Annotated in this window: 21 protein-coding genes; 10 read left to right on the forward strand and 11 right to left on the reverse strand. The window is 46.6% G+C overall.

Annotation, left to right across the window (positions count from 1 at the left end):
* Positions 1-45: 45 nt before the first annotated feature.
* From C1S74_RS02320 to C1S74_RS02370, 11 genes are all read right to left on the reverse strand, one after another.
* Complete coding sequence (locus tag C1S74_RS02320; protein ID WP_197064560.1) at positions 46-984, reverse strand: type VI secretion system baseplate subunit TssG; 939 nt, start codon at positions 982-984, stop codon at positions 46-48.
* Between the two features lie 12 nt (positions 985-996).
* On the reverse strand, positions 997-2,748 hold the full coding sequence (gene tssF / locus C1S74_RS02325; protein WP_045403179.1) for a type VI secretion system baseplate subunit TssF: 1,752 nt from the start codon (positions 2,746-2,748) through the stop codon (positions 997-999).
* Entirely contained in the window at positions 2,741-3,163 is a 423-nt protein-coding gene (tssE, locus tag C1S74_RS02330; protein ID WP_045403182.1) for a type VI secretion system baseplate subunit TssE, read from the reverse strand. The genes tssF and tssE overlap by 8 nt, the downstream gene beginning before the upstream one ends.
* Positions 3,163-4,557, reverse strand: a complete 1,395-nt coding sequence (locus tag C1S74_RS02335; RefSeq protein ID WP_045403185.1) for a type VI secretion system contractile sheath domain-containing protein — start codon at positions 4,555-4,557, stop codon at positions 3,163-3,165. Before C1S74_RS02335 ends, tssE begins: the two co-directional genes overlap by 1 nt.
* Positions 4,558-4,625: 68 nt before the next feature.
* Complete coding sequence (gene tssC / locus C1S74_RS02340; RefSeq protein WP_045403189.1) at positions 4,626-6,104, reverse strand: type VI secretion system contractile sheath large subunit; 1,479 nt, start codon at positions 6,102-6,104, stop codon at positions 4,626-4,628.
* Positions 6,104-6,607, reverse strand: coding sequence for a type VI secretion system contractile sheath small subunit (gene tssB / locus C1S74_RS02345; protein WP_045403191.1), 504 nt, complete (start codon positions 6,605-6,607; stop codon positions 6,104-6,106). Before tssB ends, tssC begins: the two co-directional genes overlap by 1 nt.
* Before the next feature lie 20 nt (positions 6,608-6,627).
* Complete coding sequence (locus C1S74_RS02350; RefSeq protein WP_005443647.1) at positions 6,628-7,149, reverse strand: Hcp family type VI secretion system effector; 522 nt, start codon at positions 7,147-7,149, stop codon at positions 6,628-6,630.
* A 33-nt stretch (positions 7,150-7,182) separates the two neighbouring features.
* Entirely contained in the window at positions 7,183-8,628 is a 1,446-nt protein-coding gene (locus C1S74_RS02355; RefSeq protein WP_045403194.1) for a type VI secretion system protein TssA, read from the reverse strand.
* 199 nt (positions 8,629-8,827) lie between these two features.
* Complete coding sequence (locus C1S74_RS02360; RefSeq protein WP_005426629.1) at positions 8,828-9,130, reverse strand: PAAR domain-containing protein; 303 nt, start codon at positions 9,128-9,130, stop codon at positions 8,828-8,830.
* Complete coding sequence (locus C1S74_RS02365) at positions 9,127-9,735, reverse strand: DUF6931 family protein (protein ID WP_045403197.1); 609 nt, start codon at positions 9,733-9,735, stop codon at positions 9,127-9,129. The genes C1S74_RS02360 and C1S74_RS02365 overlap by 4 nt, the downstream gene beginning before the upstream one ends.
* Positions 9,735-11,717, reverse strand: a complete 1,983-nt coding sequence (locus C1S74_RS02370) for a type VI secretion system Vgr family protein (protein WP_045403199.1) — start codon at positions 11,715-11,717, stop codon at positions 9,735-9,737. Before C1S74_RS02370 ends, C1S74_RS02365 begins: the two co-directional genes overlap by 1 nt.
* A 287-nt stretch (positions 11,718-12,004) precedes the next feature.
* Here C1S74_RS02370 and C1S74_RS27110 point away from each other — a divergent pair, with 287 nt between their 5' ends.
* The 10 genes from C1S74_RS27110 (at position 12,005) to C1S74_RS02420 (ending at position 26,129) form a co-directional block, all read left to right on the forward strand.
* A complete protein-coding gene (locus C1S74_RS27110; protein WP_244184846.1) occupies positions 12,005-12,175 on the forward strand; it encodes a hypothetical protein in 171 nt (56 codons plus the stop codon).
* A gap of 277 nt (positions 12,176-12,452) precedes the next feature.
* Positions 12,453-13,169: a GntR family transcriptional regulator gene (locus C1S74_RS02380; RefSeq protein WP_045403204.1), complete on the forward strand. Its 717-nt coding sequence runs from the start codon at positions 12,453-12,455 to the stop codon at positions 13,167-13,169.
* 275 nt (positions 13,170-13,444) lie between these two features.
* Positions 13,445-14,341 carry a methylisocitrate lyase gene (prpB, locus tag C1S74_RS02385; protein WP_045403206.1) on the forward strand — a complete coding sequence of 299 codons (897 nt, stop codon included), beginning with the start codon at positions 13,445-13,447 and terminating at the stop codon, positions 14,339-14,341.
* A 415-nt stretch (positions 14,342-14,756) separates the two neighbouring features.
* Positions 14,757-15,899: a bifunctional 2-methylcitrate synthase/citrate synthase gene (gene prpC, locus C1S74_RS02390; RefSeq protein ID WP_045403209.1), complete on the forward strand. Its 1,143-nt coding sequence runs from the start codon at positions 14,757-14,759 to the stop codon at positions 15,897-15,899.
* 132 nt (positions 15,900-16,031) lie between these two features.
* Positions 16,032-18,653: a Fe/S-dependent 2-methylisocitrate dehydratase AcnD gene (acnD, locus tag C1S74_RS02395; protein WP_045403213.1), complete on the forward strand. Its 2,622-nt coding sequence runs from the start codon at positions 16,032-16,034 to the stop codon at positions 18,651-18,653.
* Between the two features lie 23 nt (positions 18,654-18,676).
* Complete coding sequence (prpF, locus tag C1S74_RS02400; RefSeq protein ID WP_045403216.1) at positions 18,677-19,864, forward strand: 2-methylaconitate cis-trans isomerase PrpF; 1,188 nt, start codon at positions 18,677-18,679, stop codon at positions 19,862-19,864.
* A 240-nt stretch (positions 19,865-20,104) separates the two neighbouring features.
* On the forward strand, positions 20,105-21,985 hold the full coding sequence (locus tag C1S74_RS02405) for a propionyl-CoA synthetase (RefSeq protein WP_045403219.1): 1,881 nt from the start codon (positions 20,105-20,107) through the stop codon (positions 21,983-21,985).
* 160 nt (positions 21,986-22,145) lie between these two features.
* Positions 22,146-22,628: a GNAT family N-acetyltransferase gene (locus C1S74_RS02410; protein WP_045403221.1), complete on the forward strand. Its 483-nt coding sequence runs from the start codon at positions 22,146-22,148 to the stop codon at positions 22,626-22,628.
* 200 nt (positions 22,629-22,828) lie between these two features.
* The gene (locus tag C1S74_RS02415) at positions 22,829-24,382 is read left to right on the forward strand and encodes a trypsin-like serine protease (protein WP_052437320.1); all 1,554 of its coding nucleotides are present in this window, start codon (positions 22,829-22,831) and stop codon (positions 24,380-24,382) included.
* 307 nt (positions 24,383-24,689) lie between these two features.
* On the forward strand, positions 24,690-26,129 hold the full coding sequence (locus C1S74_RS02420) for a bifunctional NUDIX hydrolase/phosphatase PAP2 family protein (RefSeq protein ID WP_045403223.1): 1,440 nt from the start codon (positions 24,690-24,692) through the stop codon (positions 26,127-26,129).
* Positions 26,130-26,188: the final 59 nt, after the last annotated feature.

Below are 26,188 nucleotides of genomic sequence, written 5' to 3' on the forward strand. Positions count from 1 at the left end.
GTCTTTTGCGCGATAACCTTCTTTGTCGTCGCGGTGTCCACCTAGCTATTTCAGAAGAATCCGAATCCGCTCTGTAAGTTTACGTTCTGGGGCGAGGCAATCCACTTCACCCAATTTTGCGGCTTGATCTGGTTGAGCAGATAGCCTTGGTTTTTCGAGATACGCACGCTTAACGTTGAGATAAATAGAAATCGGCGTGGCGTCTCGTAAATAATGTTGAATGAGCTGGCGCATGTGGCTCGCCAACTGAGTATCTCTATGAATTTGATGCAGCTCTTTGCGGTTGGCAGGCTGGATACTCACCACCAAATGCTGGTTGTAAGTCATGCACGTTTTGCCAATGAGGAAACCTTGCCCGATCCCGCTGTTGTAGTCGTCTTTCTGTCCCAAACGGGTAAGAGAACTTGCTGGTAACTGACGACGTTCATGGCTCTTAGTCGACACATCGATTTGGTAAGGGAAGTAGTCGTTAAGGATCTGCTCTAACGTTTCTAAGTTACGATGCCCTTGAGCGAACAACAGTGAATACTGGAACAGCGCGCCGTGTTCGTGTTTCAGGTTCGCCAGTTGTTTGAGTAAATCGGTTTTTTCTTTCGCCAGCTCTTTCTGAACCAAGAGGTGAGGAGCGAGTTCTAGCTGCGCGGCAAGTTCAAAATGGCGTTGATTGAATACGTCTAAAAAGTCCTTCAGTGCATGATCATCGTTATGCAACGCAAACAACAATTCTTCATAGATGTAGTTGGGGATAACCCCTTGTGCACCAGATAGTGCTTGCTGCGCAATGCGAACCTTGGCGCTGTGGTCACTGAACGAAAAGTATTGAATATCGTCGGCATCACCATGGGGCATGGCTTCCGCTTTGAGCTCTAACTTCAGCTTGTGCCCAGACTGTTTTGCCATTTGCATCAGCAATCGCATTGCTTGAGCAAAGTCATACTCATGTGGGTTCGCTTTTAAATCGTTAATCAGTGACATCGACATCATCTATCTTCCATGCTACATCGAGCGCTGGCTCCCGTGGATTTTTGGATAACGCCTCGCAATGCCATCTTTGCCATAAAGACGAATTGTGAGCTGAATGTAGCGATCAAAACTACAGAACTGTTGGAAGAAGCGATTCAACACATCGGTGAAAGTCAGATAGTTACCAGAGGTATCGAGAGTGATTTCAATCTCTGTGCCCGGAGAGAAGACGTTCTTACCAAGAATACGCATCGATGAAACCTGCGAGCGCACTTTAACTGACTGAATCATCTGAATTTCATCGCTTACTAACTGATTGCGGCTACACAATTGCAGCATTTGCTTAAGCTGTTGAGTAGGATCTTCAGAGTGCAGCAGAGACGAGAAGTTACTGTTCAGGAGCCCGATAAACTGCCAATGCATATTAGCGTCAGATTCACGTTCTATCGGAGCTGACGGTGGGTAGAGCGAATGAAAATCACCGGGTAAATCGATTGGCTCTAAACATGTCATCTCACCATTGATGGTGCATGCTTGTTTGCCATTGGTACAAAGAAGGCGAGTGCCATAGAGTTTGTTGAATTCGAGTTCTTGGTTGGCATTTAGGCTTATCGCCAATCGCAGTTCACCTGTGGAATCTTTTCGGCTTTGCCAGTAATCACAATGTGGGTCGCTTTGGTAACTGTCTTTAAACAGTGGCGTCAGCAGTTTTTGACCGCTCGACGTAATCTCAAACACATCCAAAATGTCGACCACTTGAATCTCATTATCGGTATGCGCATCGGCATTAACAGGAATGGTAAGGCTGCGTTGGTCATAACTCGTTGGTTCGCCCGTCTGCTCGAAGAGGTTCACCGCAGGCACCACATTGAGCTTAAACACTTGGTTGTCGAAAAGACGGATAAACTCCATCGGTAAAGAGTGCATAAACAGGTTTAATACCACAGTGGAGCAATCATGTTGCTGACACGCTTCACCAAAGCCTTTAAGACGGAAGAACTGACGTTTCTCTTTGAAGAAGAAAAATTCGTTCATCAAATGGTAGCCAGAAAATTGATTGCCTTTTTGTGGCAGAAATTGAAACTGCTTATCGCTGATTCTGCTCTTGAGCTGATTGGCAGCTAAGACAGTGTGATTCTCACCATTGATGTCGGAAATCGATATTGCACGCGCTTCACTGAGCAGCAGTTCAACCAAGGAATCCGCATTGTTCTCGAAACCTTGAACGAAGAAGTCGAGATCTTCTAACGCTAATTGACTGAAATGCACATCATCATCGCCAGTAGACAGAGTGAGCTGAATAACGGCGGTAGTTTGTTCACTGCCTTGTGGGCGATTGAAGTCAAAGGGCGCGCTGCTTGCCTTGGTGTCAATCAGTGCAAATGGTGTAGTTTTGAGTTCATCCGTTGTGGTGAACAAACATGTTTTGCCTTGAGACTCGGAAGAAAAGCGTGTGCCTTTGGGAAGCGTCGTGCTGTCGGTGGAAGGCGCGTCTGTGCTCATTTCTAGATACGCCACACTCGGTACCGTTTGAATGTAACTTGGGTAGAGTACGCCAAGTAATCCTTCGACAACTTCAGGGATTTGCTCAGATAGACGTTTTTCGACGTTGGCATTCAGTAGTGCCACACCATCCAATAAGCGAGCCAAACTTGGATCTTCGATTTGTCCCTGATGGATATTGAGGCGTTGTGCGTGTTCTGGATGTTCAGAACCAAATTGACCGAGGGCTCGACGGACAAAAGTCAGCTCTTGTTCGTAATAACGCAGTAGAGGATCACTCATACAAATCCTCCTTCATGTTGGTGGTCATGTCGCTTAATGAAATCTTGGAATCAAAAATCAACTCTTTTTCGCCCTGTGCCGTTTTGGCTTTGGCGACAATATTGAAAGCGATGGTGTTTTCTCCCGCTTTGCGCTCAACCAGTTCAACCATGACTTGGCTAAGGCGTGGCTCGAAATGTCGAATGTAGTTTTCTAGTTTGAGGGCTAATTGCTGGTGGTCGAGACTGGCACTCAACAGGTGCACATCCTCGATGCCAAAACGATAGTTAGAGCGCTGCACTTCGGTTAATCGATCATCAATGCTCATCAGTGACGCTTCCGAATCAAACAGACGAGTGAGGTGATACTTGATGTCCTCGATATCATCTCGACGAGTCGTAGGGGCAGTTTGCACAAAGGTACGCCAAAAACTCATTACGCCACCTCATCCAATTCTGTTGTCAGCACGACTTCGCCACTGAAATGGTCGTATTGATATTGCGGGACGATACGCAAAGTACAGACGAAATTGCCCGGATGATGGTCGGAATCGCACACGCTGATCTTTGCAAAACTTAATGGGTATTTTGATAGGGTTTCTTCGTTGGCGTACGCAACATTGCTAGAGAACTTTTCTATCCATTGAGAGAGGAACAACTCACACTCAGCAGCTGTTTTGAAGCTGCCAATCATCTCTCGCGCTTGTACTTTGAGATAATGCGCAATGCGGCAAGACATCAATGACGTTTGGATTTGAGTGAGAACTTTCTCGTTATCAGACTCGCTGTTGTGCCAAATCGAATTGTTACCATTGAAGTAGAACTTGTCGCTCAAAGGACTCTTAGTAAGAGGGATAAAACCGCTGCGACTGTAGAAGGTCGACAGTTGTCCAAATAAAGTCACTTTGGTTTGTGGTTGAATCAGAAAATGGCTATCGCTTTGGCTTTGATTGACCACGGCACCTTGGTTGTTATCGTTCCAGCGAGATTTTAAGAAGCCAAACCAACTCACACGTTGATGTTCTCGCATAATGGTGGATACAAACGCAAAGCCCGCATTGCCCCAAAGTCCGTTTTGTTTCTCGTTGTAGATGAATCCCACTTTGGCGTTTTGATAACGTGTACGCATGCACATTTCTGGCATCACTAAACCGACAAAACGCGCAGAGGACTTACTGCGTAAAGACTGCCACGATTGGTAATCAGGGCTGGCGAGGATCTTCTCGATTCGGTTGATGTCAGACAGCCAGTCTGCGCCGGATTCGACAAAGAAATCGCGATTCGGAGCAAATAGCATTGGACATAACGTGGCTTCACCCAAGCGGCTCAATAGTTCGACGGTGAATAAATCATCGTAGTCGGATTCGAAATCCATATCTGCCGCGATAGGTTGTGTGAACAGCAAGCAACCGAATGGATGTCCGCCTAAGGTGTTTAACTCTTGGTTGCCGATCTTGTTATACAGCTCAGACGTTTTGGTGCTGTAGGCTTGATTGACGTCGGAAGACACTTCTTCCCAACTCATATTGAGCAGCTTGAGTTGAGTGCGTTGGTAATTAACGGGCAGGGTGGCTAAGCCTTGAAGCCCAAGCCAGTTGGTTTGCAGTGCCTCAAACTCTGGATGATGCAATAACTCATCCATCTGTTTCGAGAGTTTATTGTCAATCTCTGCAATTAAGCGCGAAACATGAGTAATAAGCGCATCGGGATTGTCTAGCGCGGAGCGAGACACTTGAGACAGTAAAGAGAGCGCCTCTTGTAAAAAGTCGCTGTCTTTATCGTCTAGCTGTGTAAATTGGGTCTGCCAACCTGAGTGATAAATCTTACTCATACTATCCTTGTGACCTAAATCGAATTGGCTCGGTCGAAGCATCCTACTTCGACCAAGCTTTATCATGCTTAACCTGGGATCTTCGCTACCATGCGAACCGACGTAGTCAGTTCTTCAAGTTGTAGCCAAGGTCTTAGGTGAGCAACGGCTGAATACGCGCCCGGTTTACCCGGTTGTTCAACCACTTCAATGCGAGACTCTGCCAATGGCGTTTTCGCTCGTTGATCGTTACCAATTGCACCTGCGTTGGTGTATTGATCGATCCATAGTTGAAGTTCGCGTTGAATGTCTGGCGCTTCTAGGTTTGAACCTAACTTGTCGCGACCCATGACTTTCAAGTAGTGAGCGATGCGACCACTTGCCATGATGTAAGGAAGACGTGCTGAAATGGCTGCGTTTGCTGTTGCATCTGGATCTGTGTACGTTTTCGGTTGCTGTGTTGTTTGACCACCGATGAACACGCCGTAGTTTGAGTTCTTGTAGTGAACCAGTGGCAAGAAGCCTAGGTCACTTAACTCTTTCTCGCGTTCGTCGGTTAGGTTCACTTCTGTTGGACATTGCTGAACCAAGTCGCCAGCTTCGGTCTTGTACGTTAGGTTTGGTAGGTTTTCTACTTTACCTCCGTTATCCAGACCGCGAATCGCTGTACACCAACCGTACGCAGTGAACGCTTGCGTCATTTTCAGACCCAACTCGTAAGCCGCATTTGACCAAACCAACTCATCGTTGCTAGATGGATTCGGATTGCCATCTTGGTCAGTGTTTAACTCTTCGTAGCTAAACAGTTTGGTGCCAAGACCTTTCTCACCGTAAGGAAGGCGAGCGAGTGTACGAGGTAGTGTTAGAGTTACGTAGCGCGCGTCGTCACTTTCACGGAACGAGTTCCATGCAGCATAAGCCGGAGAATCAAAACCAGCCGCAACAGGTTTGCCTTCTTCAAAGGTTGTGAAGTCATTGAACTCAAACATTTCTGCGTTTGCTGCGGCAATGAACGGAGCGTGACACGCAGCGGCTACTTCACCCATGTAGCGTAGTAGGGCGACGTCTTCATCTTTTGCGCTGAACTCGTAGTCACCGATGAAGGTACCGTATGGTTCACCACCTGCTGTGCCGTATTCGCCTTGGTATACCGCGTTAAACAGTGGGCTACGGTCGATGGCTGGCGCATCTTCAAATTGATCAAGCAGCTCGTCTTTGGTGTAGTCGACCATTTTGATTTTCAGTGAACGCCCTAGGTCGCTCTCTTTAACCAGTTTTTGCAGACCACGCCATGAGCCTTCTAGTTTTTGGAAGTCATTTTCTTGCATGACTTTCGATAGCTGTTTAGAAAGCTTTTTATCGATCTCTACGATGGCGTTTTCAATCGTTTTGGTGACGTTCTTGTCCCATGTTACCGTGCCGCTTAGCGCTTGCTCTGCTAATACTGAGAACAGTTCTTTTGTTGTATCCGCTGGCGTTTTTGTGGTCGCTTCGATTGCACGATCCAGAAAGCTCAACGAAGCTTCAGCCGCTTCTGCTTGTGGTTGGTTTTCAACTTCCGTCGTCATTATTCTGCTCCTTCTTTCTGGATGCCTAGCTCATCGGAAAGGGCGTTGATAGTGTCTGCACTTTGCAGAACTTCCTTGAGTAGCTTCTCTAGATCACGAGAACGGTCCGCTTTTGAAAGCAGTACTTTGAGTTGGTTACGAGTCTCAACAAGTTTCTTAAGCGGTTCAACTTGCTCAACGATTGCTTCAGGCTCGAAATCTTTCATTGATGAGAATTTCAGACTCGCTTCGATTTGGCTGTCGTCATCAACCAAAACGTTGTCCACTTTGAGTGAAAGCTCTGGACCAACGCGCTTCATCACGGTATCGAAGTTGTCTTTGTCGACGTTGTAGAAGGTACGATCTTCCACGTTTTCTTTGTCTTGTCTGTGACCCGAGTAATCACCCACAACTCCCACTACAAAAGGGAGTTCTTTGGTTTCTACTGCGCCATTCGTCTCGACATCGTAAGTAATACTTACACGGTTTTTGCTAACTCGCTTGTGCTGGGAGTTCAGTGCCATAATGGTATCTCCTTATTCCATTAAGAAGCTGTCGAAGTAACTTTCGCTGTCGTCGCGTCAAAGCCCACTTCAGGACCTTTCTCGATTTTGCCGCCTTCGCCTTCGATGTAGTACGCTTTCGAAATCTCGGTGTAAGTGAGGCTAAACGATTCATTTGGTAGGTGACCATCAGACGCGCCCATGTTGTAGCTCGACATACGTGCTGCGCTTAGTGTCAGGATTAGGTATGGATCCGCGCCAGAGCCTTCACGGTTTGGTTTGGTCATGACGATTTCGATGGTTTTACCTTCACCGCCCGGAGCATAAAGGAAAGTGGTTAGGTAAGGGGTCGCGCCATCACAACCTCGAGTGATGTTCACTTCACCTAGCGCGACCATGCCTTGGTCTGCGTTGTTCGCATTACCGACGTCGATGCCAACGCCACGAACGGCACTCCAGTTCACTGTATCAATAGCAAAAAATCCATCCTTGCCACCGATCTTATCTACCGTTGCAGCACCTTTTGGGGTAGTGCCATCGATTCTCATGTAAATAGAAGCCATTTAGTTCTCCTTTGCTTTTTAGCATTATTTGCTTCACCACTCGAAATCGGTAATACCGCTCGACGATTGAGTAGTTTTTACTTCTGGTTGGTTGGTTGTATTAGGAGTGTCGCTTTGCTCTGACGTTGTTGGTTCTTTTGACGTTGCACTTTGAGACTCCTCATTAGAGGGCGTTTGAACCTCAGGCGCTGGCACGGTTGGAACCGACTCTGGCGCTGGTTGTGGTTCAGGAATTGTCTTAAGAATGGTTTGTTCTAAGTTGTCCATTCCAGTGAGTTGATTGATATGGGCCAGCACTTGGTTGTTGCCGCCCGTCATCTCTTGCAGTAGTTCAGGCAAACTTAGGTAGCCCCAACGAATCGCTCGCTCAAGTAAGAACGGCACTGGGCTATGTGGTTCGGTTTGTTTGAAGTAGTCAGCTAACTTTCTAAGTTCATGAAAGGCATGATCGCGATTTTGAATCTGGCCTGCGATATTCATCGTAGTTGGTGCCGCTGGCTGGTGTGTTTCATTTGAAGGAATCGGCTCTAGCAACGGCGTCGTAATTTGTTCTGTTTCTGGCTCTGATGAGGCTGGTGCTGCTTTTACATCTTCATTTGCCTGATTGGTTGTTTCAGGAGAGTTTGCCTCGACGGGGGGAGCCTGAGCTTCTTCAGAAATCAATCTAAATTGATCATCCAGCGGCCATTTAGAAAACTTGTTTTCAGTGAGATGACGAATCGCGTTAATCAGTTCGGCGATGTTTTCTTTAATGAATTTGAAACTTACTGGCGTGGCATTAACTGGTTGGCACTGCTGAGCGATGGCTTGTTCTATGGCATCAAGATTTTGATAGGTTTGTGCCAAATCCATTAAGGTGTCTTGCGTGTCAGCGTTGAATAGGTTTTGCGCTTTAGTTTTGATTTCGCCAAGCGAACCGTTGCGCTCTGCGCGTAGGTAATCGCCAAAGGTGACATCGTCAATCAAGCCAATCAACTGCAAAGGCATATACAGGGCAGTGGTATCTTGAGTTTCGCCGACAAGTTGTAGCAGAGGTTTCATCCGGAACTCAGCGCGCTCTCTTGCGATGCCGGACTCTTCTGCGCTTTTTAGTTTGTCTTCAGGAAGGAACGGATTGAGTGAGTCCCAAAACTGCTCCACAGTGCTTAAAAGAACTTGCGTTGCGTCGGCAAGATTTCGATAGGGTGAGTCGGTGAACAACTGGCTAGTGATATACCAACCCAGCAACTCCAAGTCTTTGCTTGACTGGGTGAGGGCATGGTAGGTAGCGGTTCGCAGTTGTACCCAGTTCTCATCGTTGCTCTCAAGCAACGCTTGATCACCAGACGCGTCAGGAGTTTCAACCAACTGGCGAAATGACGACTGCGCCGCATTGTAATTGTTTCTCAGTGCTCGATAAGCACTTCTATCAAGCTTTAGATAGACGCCACTTGGCGACCCATTTGTGATAGGAGCCAAAAGACTATCAACATCAACCATATTCAATCCGTGAATTATTGTTTTATTAAGTCAGGGGTGGTTTATTCGCCTGAGTTCATAGTTTGTAAGTTTGAGTCTAGGAGAGATTTCTAAATTAGTTGATGTAAATTAAACATTTAATAAAAACTAAGAGGTTGATCCAAAAAATTGGTCGGAGGAATGCATCTATCAATATAATATCCTGATTTATATAGGGGTTTTATCCCCCTATAAGGACTGTGGGCATGCCAGCAACGATGCTACCGCCATGTGAAGTGGTATCGCCCATCCGAGCGGCAGGCTTATTGCTTAATAGCACGGTCGTGCTTCCCATCGCGATAGAATCTGGAGTTCCAACGCACACGCAAACGTCACTCACTGTTGCGGCAGGTAAGCTACCTATCAACACAGTAGGTGCCCCAGGACCAGTGACTGGACCACCCACATGAGGAATTGGCGGCGTTGCAGGTGTCTGCATTGGACATACATGCATGTCAGTGATACGAGCTGCAGGTAATGTCATCGTGCTTCTCCTTGCACTGCAGTTTGTGATTGGCTATCTGGGGTGCCTTGACCGCCTGCAGCGATATCCAAAGCCATTGCGATTGCGGCTTGATAGTAAGGTTTAGTTTTGTCCCATTCAGGAAGGGCAGCTGCGTGATTTATCGCACCTGCAGTCGCTTTGGCATACAAAAATGGATCAGGCATAACGGGTGGAATATCTGGTGCAACGATGCTGCCAGAACCATTCCAAAATACTGCTTGAGCAAGCCAAGATGGCCCACAATTCAGTTCCAATCGATGAGATAGATGTTCGGCTTTGCGGCGCAATTCTTCGGAGGGTGAACGCACCCAAGCCATGCAAGTTTCGACACTCTGCTTTTGAAGTGGTGACCATTCTTGATTACGTTGATTTAAACACAGTGCTCCCCACCAGATGGCTTCACGGACGGGCAGAGCGTGCGTCAAAAACTGCACGAGATCGTTGTAGAGCTCTTTGTCTCTAAGTGATTGAATTGCATCGCTGATGCTGGTTTCTTCGTCGAGCAGTGCCTTTGCTTCGTTGCTAGCTTTAAATCTCGGTAGTATTTGCCCAGCCGTTTGGTATGGAATCTTCTTATATTTCATTAGTTAACCTTTACAATTGCGCCTTTCACTTCACCCATTACGCCGCCATCAAATGTCGCTTTGAGACCCGATTTAAACTCCGCACTCAAAGAGCCTTCAGCAGAAAGCGTGGTGTCCGCTTTGATGGAAATACTCAAGCCAGAAATGCTGTTTGAACTGGTTGCTTCAAGCGCCGTCGTGGTGCCTGAAACCTTGTTGGCTGAAGTGGCTTTGCTGGTGACGTTGGTCCCTTCCAAATTCAGCGCGCTGCTGGCTTTGACGTCGATATTGGTTGCTTCAATGGCAATGGATGATGAGGACAGGGTTATTTTGCTTGAGCCAACTTTGAGCTCGATAGAATCGTCAGCTTCAATCGAAATCGACTTGGCTTTTTCGCTTAATGCTTTGGTTACGCTCAGCGAGTAGTTGTCTTCTGTCGACACTGATACCGATTTGGTAACTGTCTGGCTTAGTTCACCCTTGATGGTTTCGGTTTGGTTGTTTTCAACTTCTTGTGTCAGGTCTTTGGCTGCATGAAGGTAAAGCAGTTCATTGTCTTTTTTGTCATCGAAGTAGAGCTCATTGCTTTCACCAGAAAGCTGAGTTTTGATGCCTGACTTTGTTGTGTTGGCTTCTGCGTATGGCGGGGCATTTTTGCTGTTGTAAACGCTGCCTGTGATGATTGGTCTATCTGGATCGCCATCGATGAAAGAGACCAGAACCTCTTGCCCGACTCGTGGCACAAACTGAGCACCGTAACCACTTCCCGCAAGCATTTGTGCGACGCGAACATAACAACTGGTTTTGTCGCCACTTGCGTCTGTATCCCATTGGAATTGAATACGCACGCGACCTTGTTCGTCCTGATTAATACCACCCGCGGTTGAGCCAGCAACGACTGCGCTTTGCAAGCCCTGAACGACTTGTTTTGAGCGAGGTTGAGGGTAGTGAGGGGTATCTTTTGGGATCACTTTCAGTCTGGTGCTGCTCTGTGCACTTTCAGTGTATTCCACTTCCATACTAATGACCGAAAAGTCACCAAGTTGATCTTTGTCTAGATGGCTTGAGAGCGAGAAGTAAGTACCGAGCTCGAAGAGATCATGTTTTGCGCTGGCAATGACACTTTGGTAATCCTGCTCGACATACTCGATTCGACGCTTGGCAAGATTACTAGAGAGATCCGTCATGTCACCGCTGATGCCTAAAGTCGGGTAACGCGTGTTGGCAAGTTTAGTGTTGTTGGCAATGGTATTGCTGGAGGTTTTACTGCCGCTGGTGATGAGTTTCGTCTGCGAATAATCGTAGCTTGAAAGCTCAACACTCGCGCCATGAAAAGCAACGGTAGGGCACCAATCTTCAAGCAAAGGAAGTGATCCTGTCGGCGTTTCCTTCATATCAAATTTCGCTGTGCTGGCTTTATCAAATGGGGTTTGAGCATCTTGCAAAATCATGGTGTGTGAACCACTCGCATGCTCGAAATAATAATGAACACCTTCCTCAGCGAGCAGGTGAGAAACGAAGTCAAAATCCGATTCGTTATATTGCAAACAATATTCACGCTTGGTCGAAGGCATGCTGGATATTTTATAGTTTCCTTTGAAACCAGCGTTATCGAAAATATCACTGACAATTTCTTGTGTGGATTGATTTTGATAAACCCGGAAAGAATGTGTGTGTTTTAATAACCAAAACCAAGGTTTAAGCGTTATTTCGTATTGGTGATTCTGCAAATTAGAATCCATTCCTAAATGTTGGATCAATGTCACAACTCCATTGTAGGAACGATTGAGTGTATTGCTGCCAGATTCGTTGAAATAACGGTTTATTGTAAGAAACTGACCTAGTTGATCTTGCATGTCAAAGCCACTGGATACCAGCATTGCTTTGATTTCAAAGGGCTCCGATAAGGCTTGCTTTATTGTTGCATTGCTTATGATATGTTCTTGATTACTTGAATCTTTTGCAGACATCAAGCTAGCCGAACTGCTGTATTTATCAGCCATTGCATATCCTTGTGCTTTAACTTTTCAATAATAAAAATTTGAAATATAAATACTATTATTAATCAAATTACTCAAAAAATAGCAGTATTAGATCTTATTCGCTATTCGATTTATTAAAAGAAAAGGAGTTCTTTATGGCGAGCCAAAATGCAAAAACGATGGCGAAATAATTTTTGCAAAATGTAGAAAAGGACAGTAAGTCATATCACAAAAGTTGGGCGAGAAAATTCGGTAATAAATACCAATCTGCCAAGAACTGGATAAAACGTGACAAGAAAATGGTCGCGATGAATATTGCACAAAACCTACCGCAACTGGAAGAAGCGTTTGACCAGATCCGTCGTAGTTACGGCAACATCAATTCGCTCAAACAACTGCAAGATATGATGTTAGAGAGAAACCTCGTTGAATCCGGTTTGTTGGGTGAAAAAGACTTAACCTACAAGTTGGTCAACTAGACAGATCTGACCGCTAGTTACCAAATTGAACCTAAATAGGGAGCGATTGTGCTCCCTAACTCTTTTTACTTACTGAATTTATTGGGTTTTTATTGTCGACAATTTCAGCTTGCTCTTATCGAATTGAATACTTTTCCACTCATAAATCACTCAATAACACTATACCTTAGTCTAAATTGTCGACAATTTGCTTGATTGTCGACAATCTGATCGTCTATTTTATATTCAGGTTAACAAATTGTTGACACTTTGATTTCTAAATACGAGTGCCTTGAATATGAATACAGAATTGAAAACTCGTCATAAAGTGATTGTCTCTGAGAAGGAGCACACTAAATCTGAATCGCTGACTGAATCGTTAGTGGAAGCGATCGTAAGTGGTGAAATTGAACCGGGAAGTAAAATCTCAGAGCCTGAATTAGCCAAGAAATATCAAGTGAGTAGAGGCCCTTTGCGTGAAGCCATGATGCGTCTTGAAGGGCTTGGCTTGATTGAGCGCATTCCGCACGTTGGTGCTCGTGTTATTACTTTCTCTCCAGAAAAACTTATCGAATTGTATTCAGTCCGCGAAGCGTTAGAAGGCATGGCAGCAAGGCTCGCGGCTCGCTATATCACTCAAGAAGAGTTACTGAGTTTGGAAATGCTATTGTCGACACATTCCAAACATATTGACGAAGTTGAAGGCTCGTCTTATTTCCACCAGCATGGTGACTTCGACTTCCATTATCGAATCATTCAAGCGAGCCGAAACAGCAAGCTTATCTCTCTGCTTTGCGACGAGCTGTATCACTTGCTACGCATGTATCGTTACCAATCGCCACGTGCGCAATCTCGTCCTAATGAAGCACTCAACGAACACAAATTCATTCTGCAAGCGATTCGCAACCGTGATGAAGAGCTGGCAGAAATGCTGATGAGAAGGCATATCTCAGGCAGCCGAAAACTCATCGAATTACAGATCCTACATTCTGAAAGTAGAGATATACCCAAGTGACTTCAAGATGCAGGATTCAGAACGAGTCACTGACTCAAGTTCAAGGAAAACGAAGCAGCGTAAGATCTATTTCCAAGTCGTTTGACGAAGAAATTGTTTCAGTGACTCGTTCCCGAAGGGCGAATTGCCTTGGCTCGCATACTTTGTTAACGATTTTTGATTTAGAGCTACTAGATCTTCAAATCGTTGCCGCGTCTGCAAACCAAGTCACTTTCGCTGAACCATGCATCTCGAGGTTACTTGGGTATAGAGAACAAGACTAGAAGGAAATTGTCATGAGCTTATCTCCGGGGGCGAAGTTCAGACTCGCCATTGAGCAAAACAACCCGCTGCAGATCGTCGGCACCATTAACCCATACTGCGCCATGATGGCGAAAAACTTGGGTCACCAAGCTATCTATTTGTCGGGTGGCGGCATCGCCAACGCATCTTACGGTTTGCCAGATCTTGGCATTACGACACTGAACGATGTTTTGGTGGATGTAGACCGCATCACCAACGCGTGTGATTTGCCGTTATTGGTTGATATCGATACTGGCTTTGGCGGTGCATTTAATATTGCTCGCACCATTAAAGCGATGGAAAAAGCAGGTGCGGCGGCAGTACACATGGAAGACCAAGTGGCGCAGAAGCGTTGTGGCCATCGTCCAAATAAAGCGATTGTTAGCCAACAAGAAATGGTCGACCGAGTGAAAGCAGCGGTGGATGCACGTAATGACGAAAGCTTTGTCATTATGGCTCGTACCGATGCGTTAGCGGTGGAAGGCATGGACAGTGCAATTGAACGAGCGATTGCGTGTGTGGAAGCAGGCGCAGACATGATCTTCCCAGAGGCGATGAATCAGCTAGACCAATATCAACAGTTTTCGACAGCGCTTGAAGACGCGACAGGGAAGCACGTTCCGATTCTTGCCAACATTACTGAGTTTGGGCAAACGCCACTTTACGGCTGTGAAGAGTTAGCCCAATCCAAAGTAGACATGGTTTTGTACCCATTGAGCGCATTCCGTGCGATGAACAAAGCTGCCGAGATGGTTTACAAACACTTGCTAGAAGTTGGTAACCAAGAAGCGCTGCTTGATTCAATGCAGACACGAAAAGAGCTGTATGAGCACCTCAATTACCACGACTACGAGAATAAGTTAGATAAGCTGTTCTCGGAGGATAAATAGGCTCAAATAGCGACCAACCAGGTCAACGAAGAAACAAACGGAAGCCCAAGAAAAGATAGATAAACGGAATATTAATACTCAAGTAACCTCAAGTTACGCGGTTCAGCGAGAGTTGTTTGGTTTGTAGGCGCGGCACTGATTTTAAGATCTAGTGACCTACATCTAAAACCAGTAACAAAGACTACGAGCCAAACAAACTCGCCCGTTGGGAGCCTGTCACTGACTCCACTTCATCGGCAAGTAACTTGGAAATAGCTGGCTATTACACGGCGTTACTTTACTCGAATTGAAGCCAGTGACAAGGCTCTGAATTCGATAACTTGAGGTCACTTGAGTATCCACCAATAACGTGAAAATTGTCTGATTCAAAAGAGCCCATAAAGAGAGCTAAATCAGACAGAAAAGGAGTTCAACAATGCCTCATTCTGTAGAAAAGAAAGCTGAGATAGGTGGCGCAGGTCTACGCGGTCAAAGCGCTGGAAGCACAGCTTTATGTACTGTCGGTAAAACGGGGACGGGTCTAACGTATCGTGGTTACGATATTACGGACTTAGCAAATCATGCTCAATTTGAAGAAGTGGCGCATTTGCTGTTACGCGGTCACTTACCTAATCAACAAGAGCTAGACGCCTACAAGACACATCTATTGAGCCTGCGTGGCTTACCAGCGGAGCTTAAGCAAGCGTTAGAGCTGATTCCTGCTGATGCACATCCGATGGATGTCATGCGCACAGGTTGCTCTATGCTAGGTAACTTAGAGCAAGAAATGGACTTTGAGCAACAGCTGCATGCTACTGAGCGAATGCTGGCGCTTTTTCCTGCCATCATCTGTTACTGGTATCGATTCAGCCACGATGGCGTGCGAATCAAAACGCACGATAACAGCGAAGACTGCATTGGCGGCTACTTCCTAAAACTGCTTACCGATAAAGCACCAAGTGAAACGCACAAAAAGGTGATGCACTGTTCTTTGATTCTTTATGCAGAGCATGAGTTTAATGCCTCAACATTTGCGGCGCGTGTGTGTGCTTCTACGCTTTCTGATCTTCATTCTTGTATCACAGCTGCTATCGGCACGCTGCGAGGTCCACTTCATGGCGGTGCAAACGAAGCGGCGATGGAGATGATTCAAGATTGGCAAACGCCAGATGAGGCAGAAGCCAATATTCTGCAAATGCTAGAGAACAAAGACAAAATCATGGGCTTTGGTCATGCGATCTACCGCGAAAGTGACCCTCGCAATGCGCTGATCAAGCGTTGGTCAGAAGCGTTATCGAAAGAGGTGGGGGGGACACATCTTTACGCTGTCTCTGAGCGTGTGGAATCCGTCATGAAGCGCGAGAAAGGTCTGTTTTGTAATGCCGACTTTTTCCATGCTTCGGCTTACCACTTCATGGATATTCCAACCAAATTGTTTACACCAATCTTTGTGATGAGCCGACTGACAGGTTGGGCGGCGCATGTGTATGAACAACGTGCGAACAACCGAATCATTCGCCCAAGTGCGGATTATACCGGACCGGATCATCAAGACTGGGTGCCAATCGAACAACGCTAGCGCGTGACGCCTCTTTGTGGGTTCCGCCTTGATGGCATTCACAAGGGGCGTCTCTTTCACCGCGAATCCATTTCAAAAACAGTATCGCGGTGCGTTCAGGCACAAGATGTACACTAAAGCGGAAGCAAGCCCATGAGCATCACCACAAATATAAATACTCAATATCGTAAGCCGCTCCCGGGAACTCAACTCGATTATTTTGATACCCGAGAAGCGGTCAACGATATTTCTCCTAGAGCCTATGAAAAGCTCCCATACACCTCACGCGTTTTAGCAGAGCAGTTGGTTCGTCGCTGCGATCCAAGTACGCTCACTGATAGCTTAAAACAGTTGATTGAACGCAAGCGTGACCTTGATTTTCCTTGGTATCCGGCGCGCGTGGTTTGCCATGACATCCTTGGACAAACCGCATTAGTCGACCTCGCTGGTCTGCGTGATGCGATTGCCGAACAAGGCGGTGACCCAGCGAAAGTAAACCCGGTGGTTGAAACGCAATTGATCGTTGACCATTCACTGGCGGTTGAACACGCAGGCTTTGACCCAGACGCGTTTGAGAAAAATCGTGCGATAGAAGAGCGTAGAAACGAAGACCGATTCCATTTTATTGAATGGTGTAAAACGGCGTTTGAGAACGTCAGCGTCATTCCTGCGGGTAACGGCATCATGCACCAAATTAACTTGGAGAAGATGTCTCCGGTTGTGCAAGCCAAGCAAGGCATTGCTTACCCAGATACCTGTGTCGGCACGGACAGTCACACACCTCACGTTGATTCTCTTGGCGTTATTGCGATTGGGGTCGGCGGTTTGGAGGCGGAGACGGTTATGCTTGGTCGCCCGTCGATGATGCGTCTGCCAGACATTGTTGGTGTGAAGCTTACTGGTAAGCGTCAACCGGGTATTACTGCCACCGATATCGTGTTGGCAATTACCGAGTTTCTGCGAAATGAACGCGTGGTTTCATCTTATCTCGAATTCTTTGGTGAAGGGGCGCGAGACCTAACCATTGGCGACCGCGCGACCATCTCAAACATGACGCCAGAATATGGTGCAACCGCTGGGATGTTCTACATTGATGAGCAGACCATTAATTACCTCAAACTGACGGGGCGCGATGATCAACAGGTCGACTTGGTCGAGAAGTACGCCAAGCAAACAGGTCTATGGGCAGATGATTTAGACACTGCTGTTTACGAACGCGTACTTGAGTTCGATTTGTCCAAAGTCGGCCGCAATCTCGCTGGTCCATCTAATCCCCATCGTCGTTTACCTACCTCAGAACTTGCTGAGCGTGGTGTTTCTGGCGAATGGCAAGAGAAAGAAGGCGAACTTCCAGATGGCGCGGTGATCATCGCGGCGATTACTTCTTGTACCAACACCAGTAACCCAAGAAATGTTGTCGCAGCGGGTCTGGTCGCTAAGAAAGCGAATGAGCTTGGGTTGGTGCGCAAACCTTGGGTGAAGTCTTCATTTGCACCGGGTTCTAAAGTGGCTCGACTCTACCTTGAAGAATCTGGCTTACTCCCTGAACTAGAAAAGCTTGGTTTTGGTATCGTGGCTTATGCGTGTACAACCTGTAACGGTATGAGTGGTGCACTTGACCCGAAAATCCAACAAGAAATCATCGACCGAGATCTGTATTCAACGGCGGTACTTTCTGGGAATCGCAACTTTGATGGTCGAATTCATCCTTATGCAAAACAAGCATTCTTAGCATCGCCACCTTTGGTCGTTGCTTACGCGTTAGCCGGTACGATTCGTTTTGATATCGAACGTGACTCTTTAGGAACAGACAAAGACGGCAAGCCGGTTTATCTCAACGACTTGTGGCCAACGGATGAAGAAATTGATGCTGTGGTGGGTGAGTACGTTAAGCCTGAGCAATTTAATCAAGTCTACATTCAAATGTTCAAACTGAATGATGAGGCTCGTAACCCAAATCCGCTCTACGATTGGCGCCCGATGAGTACGTATATCCGAAGACCTCCTTACTGGAAAAAAGAGGGGCAAAAAGAGGGGGATGGCGCTTTGGCGGGTGAGCGAACTCTGTCTTCAATGCGTCCTCTCGCCGTTCTAGGCGATAACATTACTACCGACCATTTGTCGCCATCGAACGCAATTTTGGCAAGCAGCGCCGCAGGTGAGTACCTTGCGAGGATGGGCGTGCCAGAAGAAGACTTTAACTCATACGCGACTCACCGAGGCGATCACTTAACGGCGCAGCGCGCCACTTTTGCTAACCCGAAACTGTTCAACGAAATGGTCAAGGAAAATGGCGAAGTAGTGCAAGGATCGCTGGCGAGAGTCGAACCTGAAGGCAAAGTGACACGCATGTGGGAAGCGATTGAGACTTACATGAATCGCAAGCAGCCGCTTATCGTGGTCGCAGGTGCGGATTATGGCCAAGGTTCGTCGCGAGATTGGGCGGCGAAAGGCGTTCGCTTGGCGGGTGTAGAAGCCATTGTCGCAGAAGGTTTTGAGCGTATTCACCGTACCAACTTAGTTGGGATGGGCGTACTTCCTCTGCAATTTAAAGAAGGCGTGAACCGAAATACGCTCGAATTAGATGGCACTGAGCTTTATGACGTTATCGGCGATATCACTCCAGGTGCTGATTTGGCGTTGGTGATTACTCGTGCAAATGGCGACAAGGTTGATGTGCCGGTGACTTGTCGACTCGATACCGAAGATGAAGTTCACGTGTACAAAGCGGGCGGTGTGTTACAGCGCTTTGCTCAAGATTTCCTCTCGCAATAGATAGCGCAATAACGGAGCAAGATATGGATAGCAAGATGCAAAGCCAAATCAAAGTCCCGGCGACTTACATGCGCGGCGGTACGAGCAAAGGTGTGTTCTTCAACCTTGAAGACTTGCCACAAACAGCGCAAGTTGCAGGCGAGGCAAGAGACAAACTGCTACTTCGTGTGATTGGTAGCCCAGACCCGTATGCCAAACAAATTGATGGCATGGGCGGCGCGACTTCCAGCACCAGTAAAACCGTGATTGTGTCGCGCAGTCAGCGAGCCGATCACGACGTTGATTACCTGTTCGGGCAAGTATCGATAGATAAGCCGTTTGTCGATTGGAGTGGTAACTGTGGCAACCTTTCTGCTGCAGTCGGTCCCTTTGCCATTCATGCAGGGGTGATCGACGAAGATCGTATTCCTCAAAACGGCATCGTTACCGTACGTGTATGGCAAGTAAATATTGGCAAAACCATATTGATTCATGTGCCAATCGTAAATGGTTTCGTTCAAGAAACAGGCGAGTTTGAGCTTGATGGTGTGACGTTCCCAGCGGCAGAAATCCAAGTTGATTTTGTCGACCCTGCTGATGGCGAAGGCAGCATGTTTCCAACCGGCAATCTAGTAGATGATTTGGTCGTGCCGGATGTTGGGACGTTCAACGCCACCTTCATCAACGCAGGCATACCGACGATCTTCATAGATGCAGAAGCGCTGGGTTACCAAGGCACCGAGCTTCAAGATGACATCAATAACGATGAATCTGCGCTTGCAAGGTTCGAGTCTATTCGTGCTCATGGCGCGTTAAAAATGGGGCTTATTGATTCGCTCGAAGAGGCTCAAACAACTCAACACACGCCTAAGATTGCGTTTGTTTCCCAGCCTAAATCCTATTTATCGTCGAGTGGTAAAGCCGTAGATGCAGGTGAGGTCGATATTCTCGTCCGAGCTTTATCTATGGGCAAACTTCACCACGCTATGATGGGAACCGCAGCGGTCGCTATTGCCTCGGCGGCATGCGTTCCGGGTACTCTAGTCAATTTGGCGGCTGGTGGCGGAGAGAAAGAATCAGTGACGTTTGGGCATCCATCAGGAACGCTTAAGGTGGGGGCAAAAGCCAAACAAACAGAACAAGGTTGGGTGGTTGAGAAGGCCATCATGAGCCGCAGCGCGAGAATACTGATGGAGGGCTATGTGCGTGTTCCCTCCAATGTCTTTGAATAGCACAATTGCATGGTAGAAATACTTATACCAACCACATCAATTATTTGATCATTCTTGCTTGTTAAAACCGCTGATAACTTCGTTAAACCTATTTCTTAGTTAAAGAAGGTGTAGGTAGAACAACTAGCTAGCTGCAATCTTTGCCTTGTTCTAAGCGGTTTTACCTACGCAATCTTCTGAACATCTAATTAATGCGATTGGTATTAAAAAGCAATGTCAGGACATACTGGAGGAAGCAATATGTCTGCATATCAAAAAGAATACCTTTGGGCACAAAATGAACCGGAAAACTTTTGGCGTGCTCAAGCTGAAAACATCGATTGGTTTGAAGCGCCAAACACCATCTTACAAGCTGACGAACATGGGATTGAACGTTGGTTTCCTGACGGCGTATTGAACACGTCATGGCTCGCGTTGGATTACCATTGTGAGCAAGGGAGAGGCGATAAAACCGCCCTGATTTATGATTCGCCAGTGACGGGGCAAAAACAAACTTACAGCTATCAAGCTTTGCGTGACCAAGTGGCAAAGATCGCGGGTATGCTTTCCAACCAAGGTGTAACTAAAGGCGATCGTGTGGTCATCTACATGCCTATGATCCCAGAAGCGGCAATGGCGATGTTAGCGTGTGCTCGATTGGGCGCGATTCATTCGGTGGTGTTTGGCGGTTTTGCTCCGAATGAGCTTGCCGTTCGAATTGAAGACGCGGAACCCAAAGTCATCATGACGGCGTCTTGTGGCATCGAAATCAATAAGGTGATCCCGTACAAACCCATGGTTGATAAAGCCATTATGGACAGTCGTTGGAAGCCAGAGAAAGTTATTGTTCTTCAGCGCCCGCAGTGCGAAGTGGAGCTTAATCTTGAGCGTGAATTAGATTGGCAGCAAGAATACGCGCAAGCTTTGCCTCATGCGTGTGTCCCTGTGCTAGCGACAGATCCTCTTTATATTCTGTATACCTCTGGCACAACAGGGAAACCAAAAGGTGTGGTGCGTGACAATGGTGGTCATGCCGTGGCGATGAAATATTCGATGACGTCGATTTATAACATTCCCCAAGATGGCGTGTTCTGGGCTGCATCGGATGTAGGGTGGGTCGTTGGTCACTCTTATATTGTGTACGCGCCGCTTATTCATGGCTGTACAACAATTCTATTCGAAGGCAAACCGGTGAGAACTCCAGACCCAGGTGCATTCTGGCGTGTTTGTGATGAATACAAAGTGGACGTGCTTTTCTCCGCGCCAACCGCTTTCCGTGCAATTAAGAAAGAAGACCCAGAAGGCGAGTTCATTAAGCAATACGACTTGTCCAACCTCGACTCAATCTTTATGGCAGGCGAACGCCTTGACCCACCAACGCTAGAATGGGTCGAAAGCAAAGCAGATAAGCCGGTCATTGACCACTGGTGGCAAACAGAGACTGGATGGGCGATCGCGGGCAATCCGACCGGTATCGAGATGATGCCAATTAAAGCGGGGTCTGCTACTAAGCCGATACCTGGTTATCAGGTCGAAATTCTAAACGAAATAGGCATGCCAGTAGGCGCAAATCAGCAAGGTTTTGTGGCTTTGAAGCGCCCATTACCACCAAGCTGTCTACCGACTGTCTGGCGCAACCATGATCGCTTTGAAACAGGTTATCTAAGTCAATTTCCGGGTTACTACGTATCGGGAGATGGCGGTTACCTAGATGAAGAGGGTTACCTGTTTATCATGGGTCGTATTGATGACGTAATTAACGTCGCAGGTCACCGTCTGTCTACCGGCGAGATGGAAGAAATCGTTGGTGGTCACCCAGCGATTGCAGAATGCGCGGTAGTTGGTATCCACGATGAGTTAAAGGGGCAGCTACCACTTGGGTTCGTGGTTCTTAAAGATGGTGTGAAGATTGATGATCTAACGCTAGAAGGTGAGTTGGTGGGTAAAGTGCGCAACGAGATTGGCGCAGTAGCGTGCTTTAAACATGCGCTGGTTGTTGACCGTTTGCCAAAGACCCGCTCAGGTAAAATTTTGCGAAGAACCATTCGTCAAATAGCCGATGGCGAGCAATACGTGGTGCCATCAACCATTGATGACCCTTCCAGTCTAGGCGAAATCGAACGAGTGCTTAAGCGCGGCTAGTTAAGTACGATCTTAATTAAGTGCGCCCTTAGGTTACCTAGGAGCAAGCACAAACACTAGAGCCTCTTGCTTTGTTGGCAAGAGGCTTTTGCATTCCTGCTTGCCTAAATGCATGTTTAAACACACACTATATGGATTCCTGTTTTTGGCTTCTTTTCCTATGTCTACTTTTGTAATCAAACCAGCGCTTTTTGATGATCTTGAACAACTCAATGATTTGATGTTCGAGCTGCATGATGAGCACCATATCCAATCCCCAGAGCTGTTTAAAACCGCAGAAGAAATCGAACAAGAAAAGAGCATTGCTCGTTATCTCGATAATCCTGAATGTTTGGTGTATGTCGCTAGAGTAGAGGATGAGATCATCGGCTTTGTGTCAGGGCACTTCTGCGAGCTTATTTCTACGGTTAGTAAGCCAGTCATGATGGGAAGCGTTGATGAGCTCTACGTTTTACCCAAGTATCGCAAGCAAGGTACCGCAAAGGCTTTGATTGAAAAGATAGAGGCGACATTCGTTGATTACGGAGTGAAACAGATGTTTGTTGAGGTTTGGGACTTCAATCAAACCGCGATTGCTCTCTATGAGAACCAAGGTTTTGGGCATCATATTCATTGGTTAAGAAAGTCGTTGTCTGAACGTTAATTAATGCGTAGCTAAGACGGTAACTTAGTGACTTATGTAATCTGATGATGCAAAAGTTGAGTCTAGTAGTCAGTATTTGCTATTAGTCTCGTCGCAATGTTCGGCGACTCATTCTCATCCAAATTGGTGATGTTGTTTTTGTTTGCTTGTTTTGTAAGTGGCACATGAATAGTGCCTCATAAAACAAGAGGAAAATAACATTGAATCTATCAAAAACCTTACTTGCAACGGCGTTATTGCCAATGTTGGCAAGTGCAGATCAAGTCACGCAGACACAAAACAATGAAATTCAGCCGGATATCGTGGGTGGTATCACGGCAAACCCCAATGACTGGAAATTTTATACGCAGATAGTCAGCCGCAATGGTAATCGTTCTTTTTGCGGGGCGAGTTATATTGGGGATGGTTTCGTACTTACTGCTGCTCACTGTGTTGACGGTGACACACCAAATCAAATAGCGGTAAAAATTGGTGGTGTGATTTATAACGGCACTGATGGTGTACGCTCTAACGTTAGCCAGATCTATATTCATCCTTCTTATAATGCTTCTACGCTTTCAAATGACATAGCATTGCTTAAGCTCACTTCGATCCCTCAAGGTGTCGCGAAAGTGGATATCGCAGCAGGCAGTGTCTCGCAATATGCAGGCGTAGGTGATTGGTTAACCGTTGCCGGCCTGGGCCGAACTTCGGAGGGGGGCAGTTCGCCAATCGCTCTGCAAGAAGTGGATGTTCCTCTGGTCTCTGATGCGACTTGTCGACAAGCTGGCGGTAATTACACCACGGTTGGCTCAGTATCATTCTGTGCGGGTGTGCCGCAAGGTGGCATTGACTCTTGTCAAGGAGATAGCGGGGGTCCCATCGTCGTTAATAATAACGGTCTCGTCACTCAGCTAGGTATCGTCAGTTGGGGTATAGGTTGTGCCCGACCGGGTAAGTACGGTGTGTATAGCGACATTGCGGCGTTGCGCAGTTTTGTTGATGGCGTCGTAGGTACGACAACGCCTCCGACAGATAATGTTTCTGTTGGTTACACCGCAAATCAGACTTTGATTTCTTTTAAAGTGGGCGAGCTGAAGCAACACAGTTTCAGTATTCAAAATCTCGGTAATGTTGCGTTTACTGTAGAAAATGTGGGGCTTCAAAGTTCTGGCGTCACGAAATCTGCGATGATCACCAGAGACCAATGTGCACAATCGACGCTCAATGTAGGAAGTTCGTGTCGTGTCGATGTGGAATTTGGTGCGTTTCAAGCCGGTGATGCGAGAGTCGCTTTGGCTTTTGGCATTGATAAAACCAGTACTACATACCAAGCAATGGCTACAGCTTCCGCCACTAGCACAACGACACCGCCATCAGGTAGTTGTGAAAGTGAATGGCAAGCGAGTGGCGTATACAACACGGGTGAAACTGTTTCTTGGGCTGGTCAATTATGGCAAGCGCAATGGTGGACTCAAGGCGATAACCCTTCCGACTCGGGTCCTTGGGGAGTGTGGCAGTCAATTGGCAGCTCAGATTGTTCTGGGACTAATCCTCCTGTAGAGCCACCGACAGAGCCAACACCACCAACGCCGCCATCTTCAGGTGATGCTTACCAAGCGGGTACGAATTATTCTGCAGGGGACGTGGTGACGAATAACGGTGCAAGTTACCAATGTAAGCCTTGGCCAAACAGTTTTTGGTGTGGTTCGATTCCGAGTGCATATGAGCCGGGTGTGGGATCAGCTTGGACAGATGCATGGTTAAAGCTGTAAAAGCATAAGTGAACCATAAAGAGAGTTTATTTGTTATCGACAATAAGCTCTCTTTCTTGTTTCAATTCTGAGAAGGCGTAAAATCCACGTAAATTCCTCTGACGTTAACTTAATATAACTGGCAAAATCGCTGCCAATATTTCGAGTTATGTCTGATTTTTGTCAGAACTATTTTGAAGAGTGTCGCAAAGCGTTTTTTGACATGTGTGCTAAATGTACAACTGGTTACTTAATTTATGTCGAAAAATATTGGTAATCCTGCCATCATAGCTAGGTGATTCTTCTTTTTTGTTAAAGGTCGTATTTTGTGCTGAGACAGCTGTTTTTTCTCATCCTGTATTCCATTTCTTTGTTTGTATCTCCTACATCTGCCGCGAATCCTCTTCCTGAAGACGTAAAAGGGGCGCTTTGTATTGTCCGCGCAGATGACAAACTGGTTTTAATCCATGAAATATTAACCAATAAGATTTCTCTCCCTGGCGGTACTGTTATTGAAGGTGAGTCACCAAAACTCGCTGCGCAAAGAGAAACTTGGGAAGAAACCGGCCTAGTTGTCACCGTCGGCGAGGAGCTAGGTAGAACGGATACAGCAGTATTCTATGACTGTGTCTCTGATTCAGAAGTAATTGCGTTTTCTATGACCAACACTTTAGATGGCAACGAGCTTCCAATTTGGTTTGCGCCGCATTATGGCGTAGAAGTCGCCTCTGCAATGATTGCAAACCCGAGCAACATGTCTGCTTCTCTTTACCGTTATCCTGCGCAATGGAAAGAGGTGGCTGAATTTTATTCGCGAGCGACAAATCAATCAGTCGTCTATGTTGACCAATTGATAGACTCCGCACCGGGTTTTCGTCAACTTGAGCTTTCTTGGATGGTTGATCTACAAAGCTGGATCGCGTCATTTTCGTCAGCAAGCCGTGAAACAACCTGTGAAGTTGCAAAATTGGTAACGGGCATCAGCAATCCAACGTTTCTGCTGTTTTTGTTCCCGTTTGTCATGATGAAGTTTGATAGCCGTTTCGTGTACCGTCTATTTTTCTCAATCACTGCGACTTCTCTGATGGTATTGGTTGCGCAACAGGGGTTCTCGCTACCAAGGCCGCACGTTTATATGCCGATCACAGAGTTAACGCATAGCTTTGGCTTTAGTTTCCCAAGCTTGCCGATCGCGATTTGGTTCTGTGTGATGACCTTCTTATTCCAAAGAACGAAGAGTTTTGGATTAAATCGAGTCACTTTGTTGACGGGCTTGGTCACTTTAACTGTAATGTTCTGCAAGTTCTTCTTAGGGACTGCGTTTATTCTGGATATGTCTGTTGGTGCGTTGCTGGGCGTTCTAGTGGCATGGCATGTTTTGCGTTTGGAAGATAATCCAGAAATAGATGTCGATAGACTGCTCACCTCGAAAGGGGTTTGGTTCACCATGACAGCAATTACGGCGGTGATCTCTGTTATCTGGCCATTGCCTGTGTTCACCAGTTGGTTAGCGATTTTAATTACAGCGTCTGCACTGGTTATGACATTTAAAGAGTCGGATATTCGATTTGAGCGCCAGCAGATGTTGTTTGTTATTTTGGCCTTGTTGTTGGTTGACCAACTCTATCTCTACTTGGGAACAACGGTTTCGTTCAGTGGGTTCTGGTCTCTGGTCTTTAATACGTTCCATTACCCGTTGCTAATGCTGACTTTTATTACGCTAGCTAGAAAACTGACGTGTGGAAAGCGTGCGAAACAGAGCGCTTAGCTAGAAAATGGATAACAAAAAGCCTCGCTCAAATGCGAGGCTTTTTTACATCAATTCAG

Source organism: Vibrio hyugaensis (assembly GCF_002906655.1).
GTDB lineage: Bacteria > Pseudomonadota > Gammaproteobacteria > Enterobacterales > Vibrionaceae > Vibrio > Vibrio hyugaensis.

What these genes read in the sequence shown, in the direction of transcription:
- C1S74_RS02380 (WP_045403204.1), top strand. Translation starts at nt 12,453, where the DNA reads ATGAATACAGAATTGAAAACTCGTCATAAAGTGATTGTCTCTGAGAAG.
- tssC (WP_045403189.1), bottom strand. Translation starts at nt 6,104, where the DNA reads ATGACGACGGAAGTTGAAAACCAACCACAAGCAGAAGCGGCTGAAGCT.
- C1S74_RS27110 (WP_244184846.1), top strand. Translation starts at nt 12,005, where the DNA reads ATGAATATTGCACAAAACCTACCGCAACTGGAAGAAGCGTTTGACCAG.
- C1S74_RS02320 (WP_197064560.1), bottom strand. Translation starts at nt 984, where the DNA reads ATGATGTCGATGTCACTGATTAACGATTTAAAAGCGAACCCACATGAG.
- C1S74_RS02370 (WP_045403199.1), bottom strand. Translation starts at nt 11,717, where the DNA reads ATGGCTGATAAATACAGCAGTTCGGCTAGCTTGATGTCTGCAAAAGAT.
- prpB (WP_045403206.1), top strand. Translation starts at nt 13,445, where the DNA reads ATGAGCTTATCTCCGGGGGCGAAGTTCAGACTCGCCATTGAGCAAAAC.
- tssF (WP_045403179.1), bottom strand. Translation starts at nt 2,748, where the DNA reads ATGAGTGATCCTCTACTGCGTTATTACGAACAAGAGCTGACTTTTGTC.
- tssE (WP_045403182.1), bottom strand. Translation starts at nt 3,163, where the DNA reads ATGAGTTTTTGGCGTACCTTTGTGCAAACTGCCCCTACGACTCGTCGA.
- C1S74_RS02360 (WP_005426629.1), bottom strand. Translation starts at nt 9,130, where the DNA reads ATGACATTACCTGCAGCTCGTATCACTGACATGCATGTATGTCCAATG.
- C1S74_RS02355 (WP_045403194.1), bottom strand. Translation starts at nt 8,628, where the DNA reads ATGGTTGATGTTGATAGTCTTTTGGCTCCTATCACAAATGGGTCGCCA.
- C1S74_RS02350 (WP_005443647.1), bottom strand. Translation starts at nt 7,149, where the DNA reads ATGGCTTCTATTTACATGAGAATCGATGGCACTACCCCAAAAGGTGCT.
- prpC (WP_045403209.1), top strand. Translation starts at nt 14,757, where the DNA reads ATGCCTCATTCTGTAGAAAAGAAAGCTGAGATAGGTGGCGCAGGTCTA.
- prpF (WP_045403216.1), top strand. Translation starts at nt 18,677, where the DNA reads ATGGATAGCAAGATGCAAAGCCAAATCAAAGTCCCGGCGACTTACATG.
- C1S74_RS02335 (WP_045403185.1), bottom strand. Translation starts at nt 4,557, where the DNA reads ATGAGTAAGATTTATCACTCAGGTTGGCAGACCCAATTTACACAGCTA.
- acnD (WP_045403213.1), top strand. Translation starts at nt 16,032, where the DNA reads ATGAGCATCACCACAAATATAAATACTCAATATCGTAAGCCGCTCCCG.
- C1S74_RS02365 (WP_045403197.1), bottom strand. Translation starts at nt 9,735, where the DNA reads ATGAAATATAAGAAGATTCCATACCAAACGGCTGGGCAAATACTACCG.
- C1S74_RS02405 (WP_045403219.1), top strand. Translation starts at nt 20,105, where the DNA reads ATGTCTGCATATCAAAAAGAATACCTTTGGGCACAAAATGAACCGGAA.
- tssB (WP_045403191.1), bottom strand. Translation starts at nt 6,607, where the DNA reads ATGGCACTGAACTCCCAGCACAAGCGAGTTAGCAAAAACCGTGTAAGT.
- C1S74_RS02410 (WP_045403221.1), top strand. Translation starts at nt 22,146, where the DNA reads ATGTCTACTTTTGTAATCAAACCAGCGCTTTTTGATGATCTTGAACAA.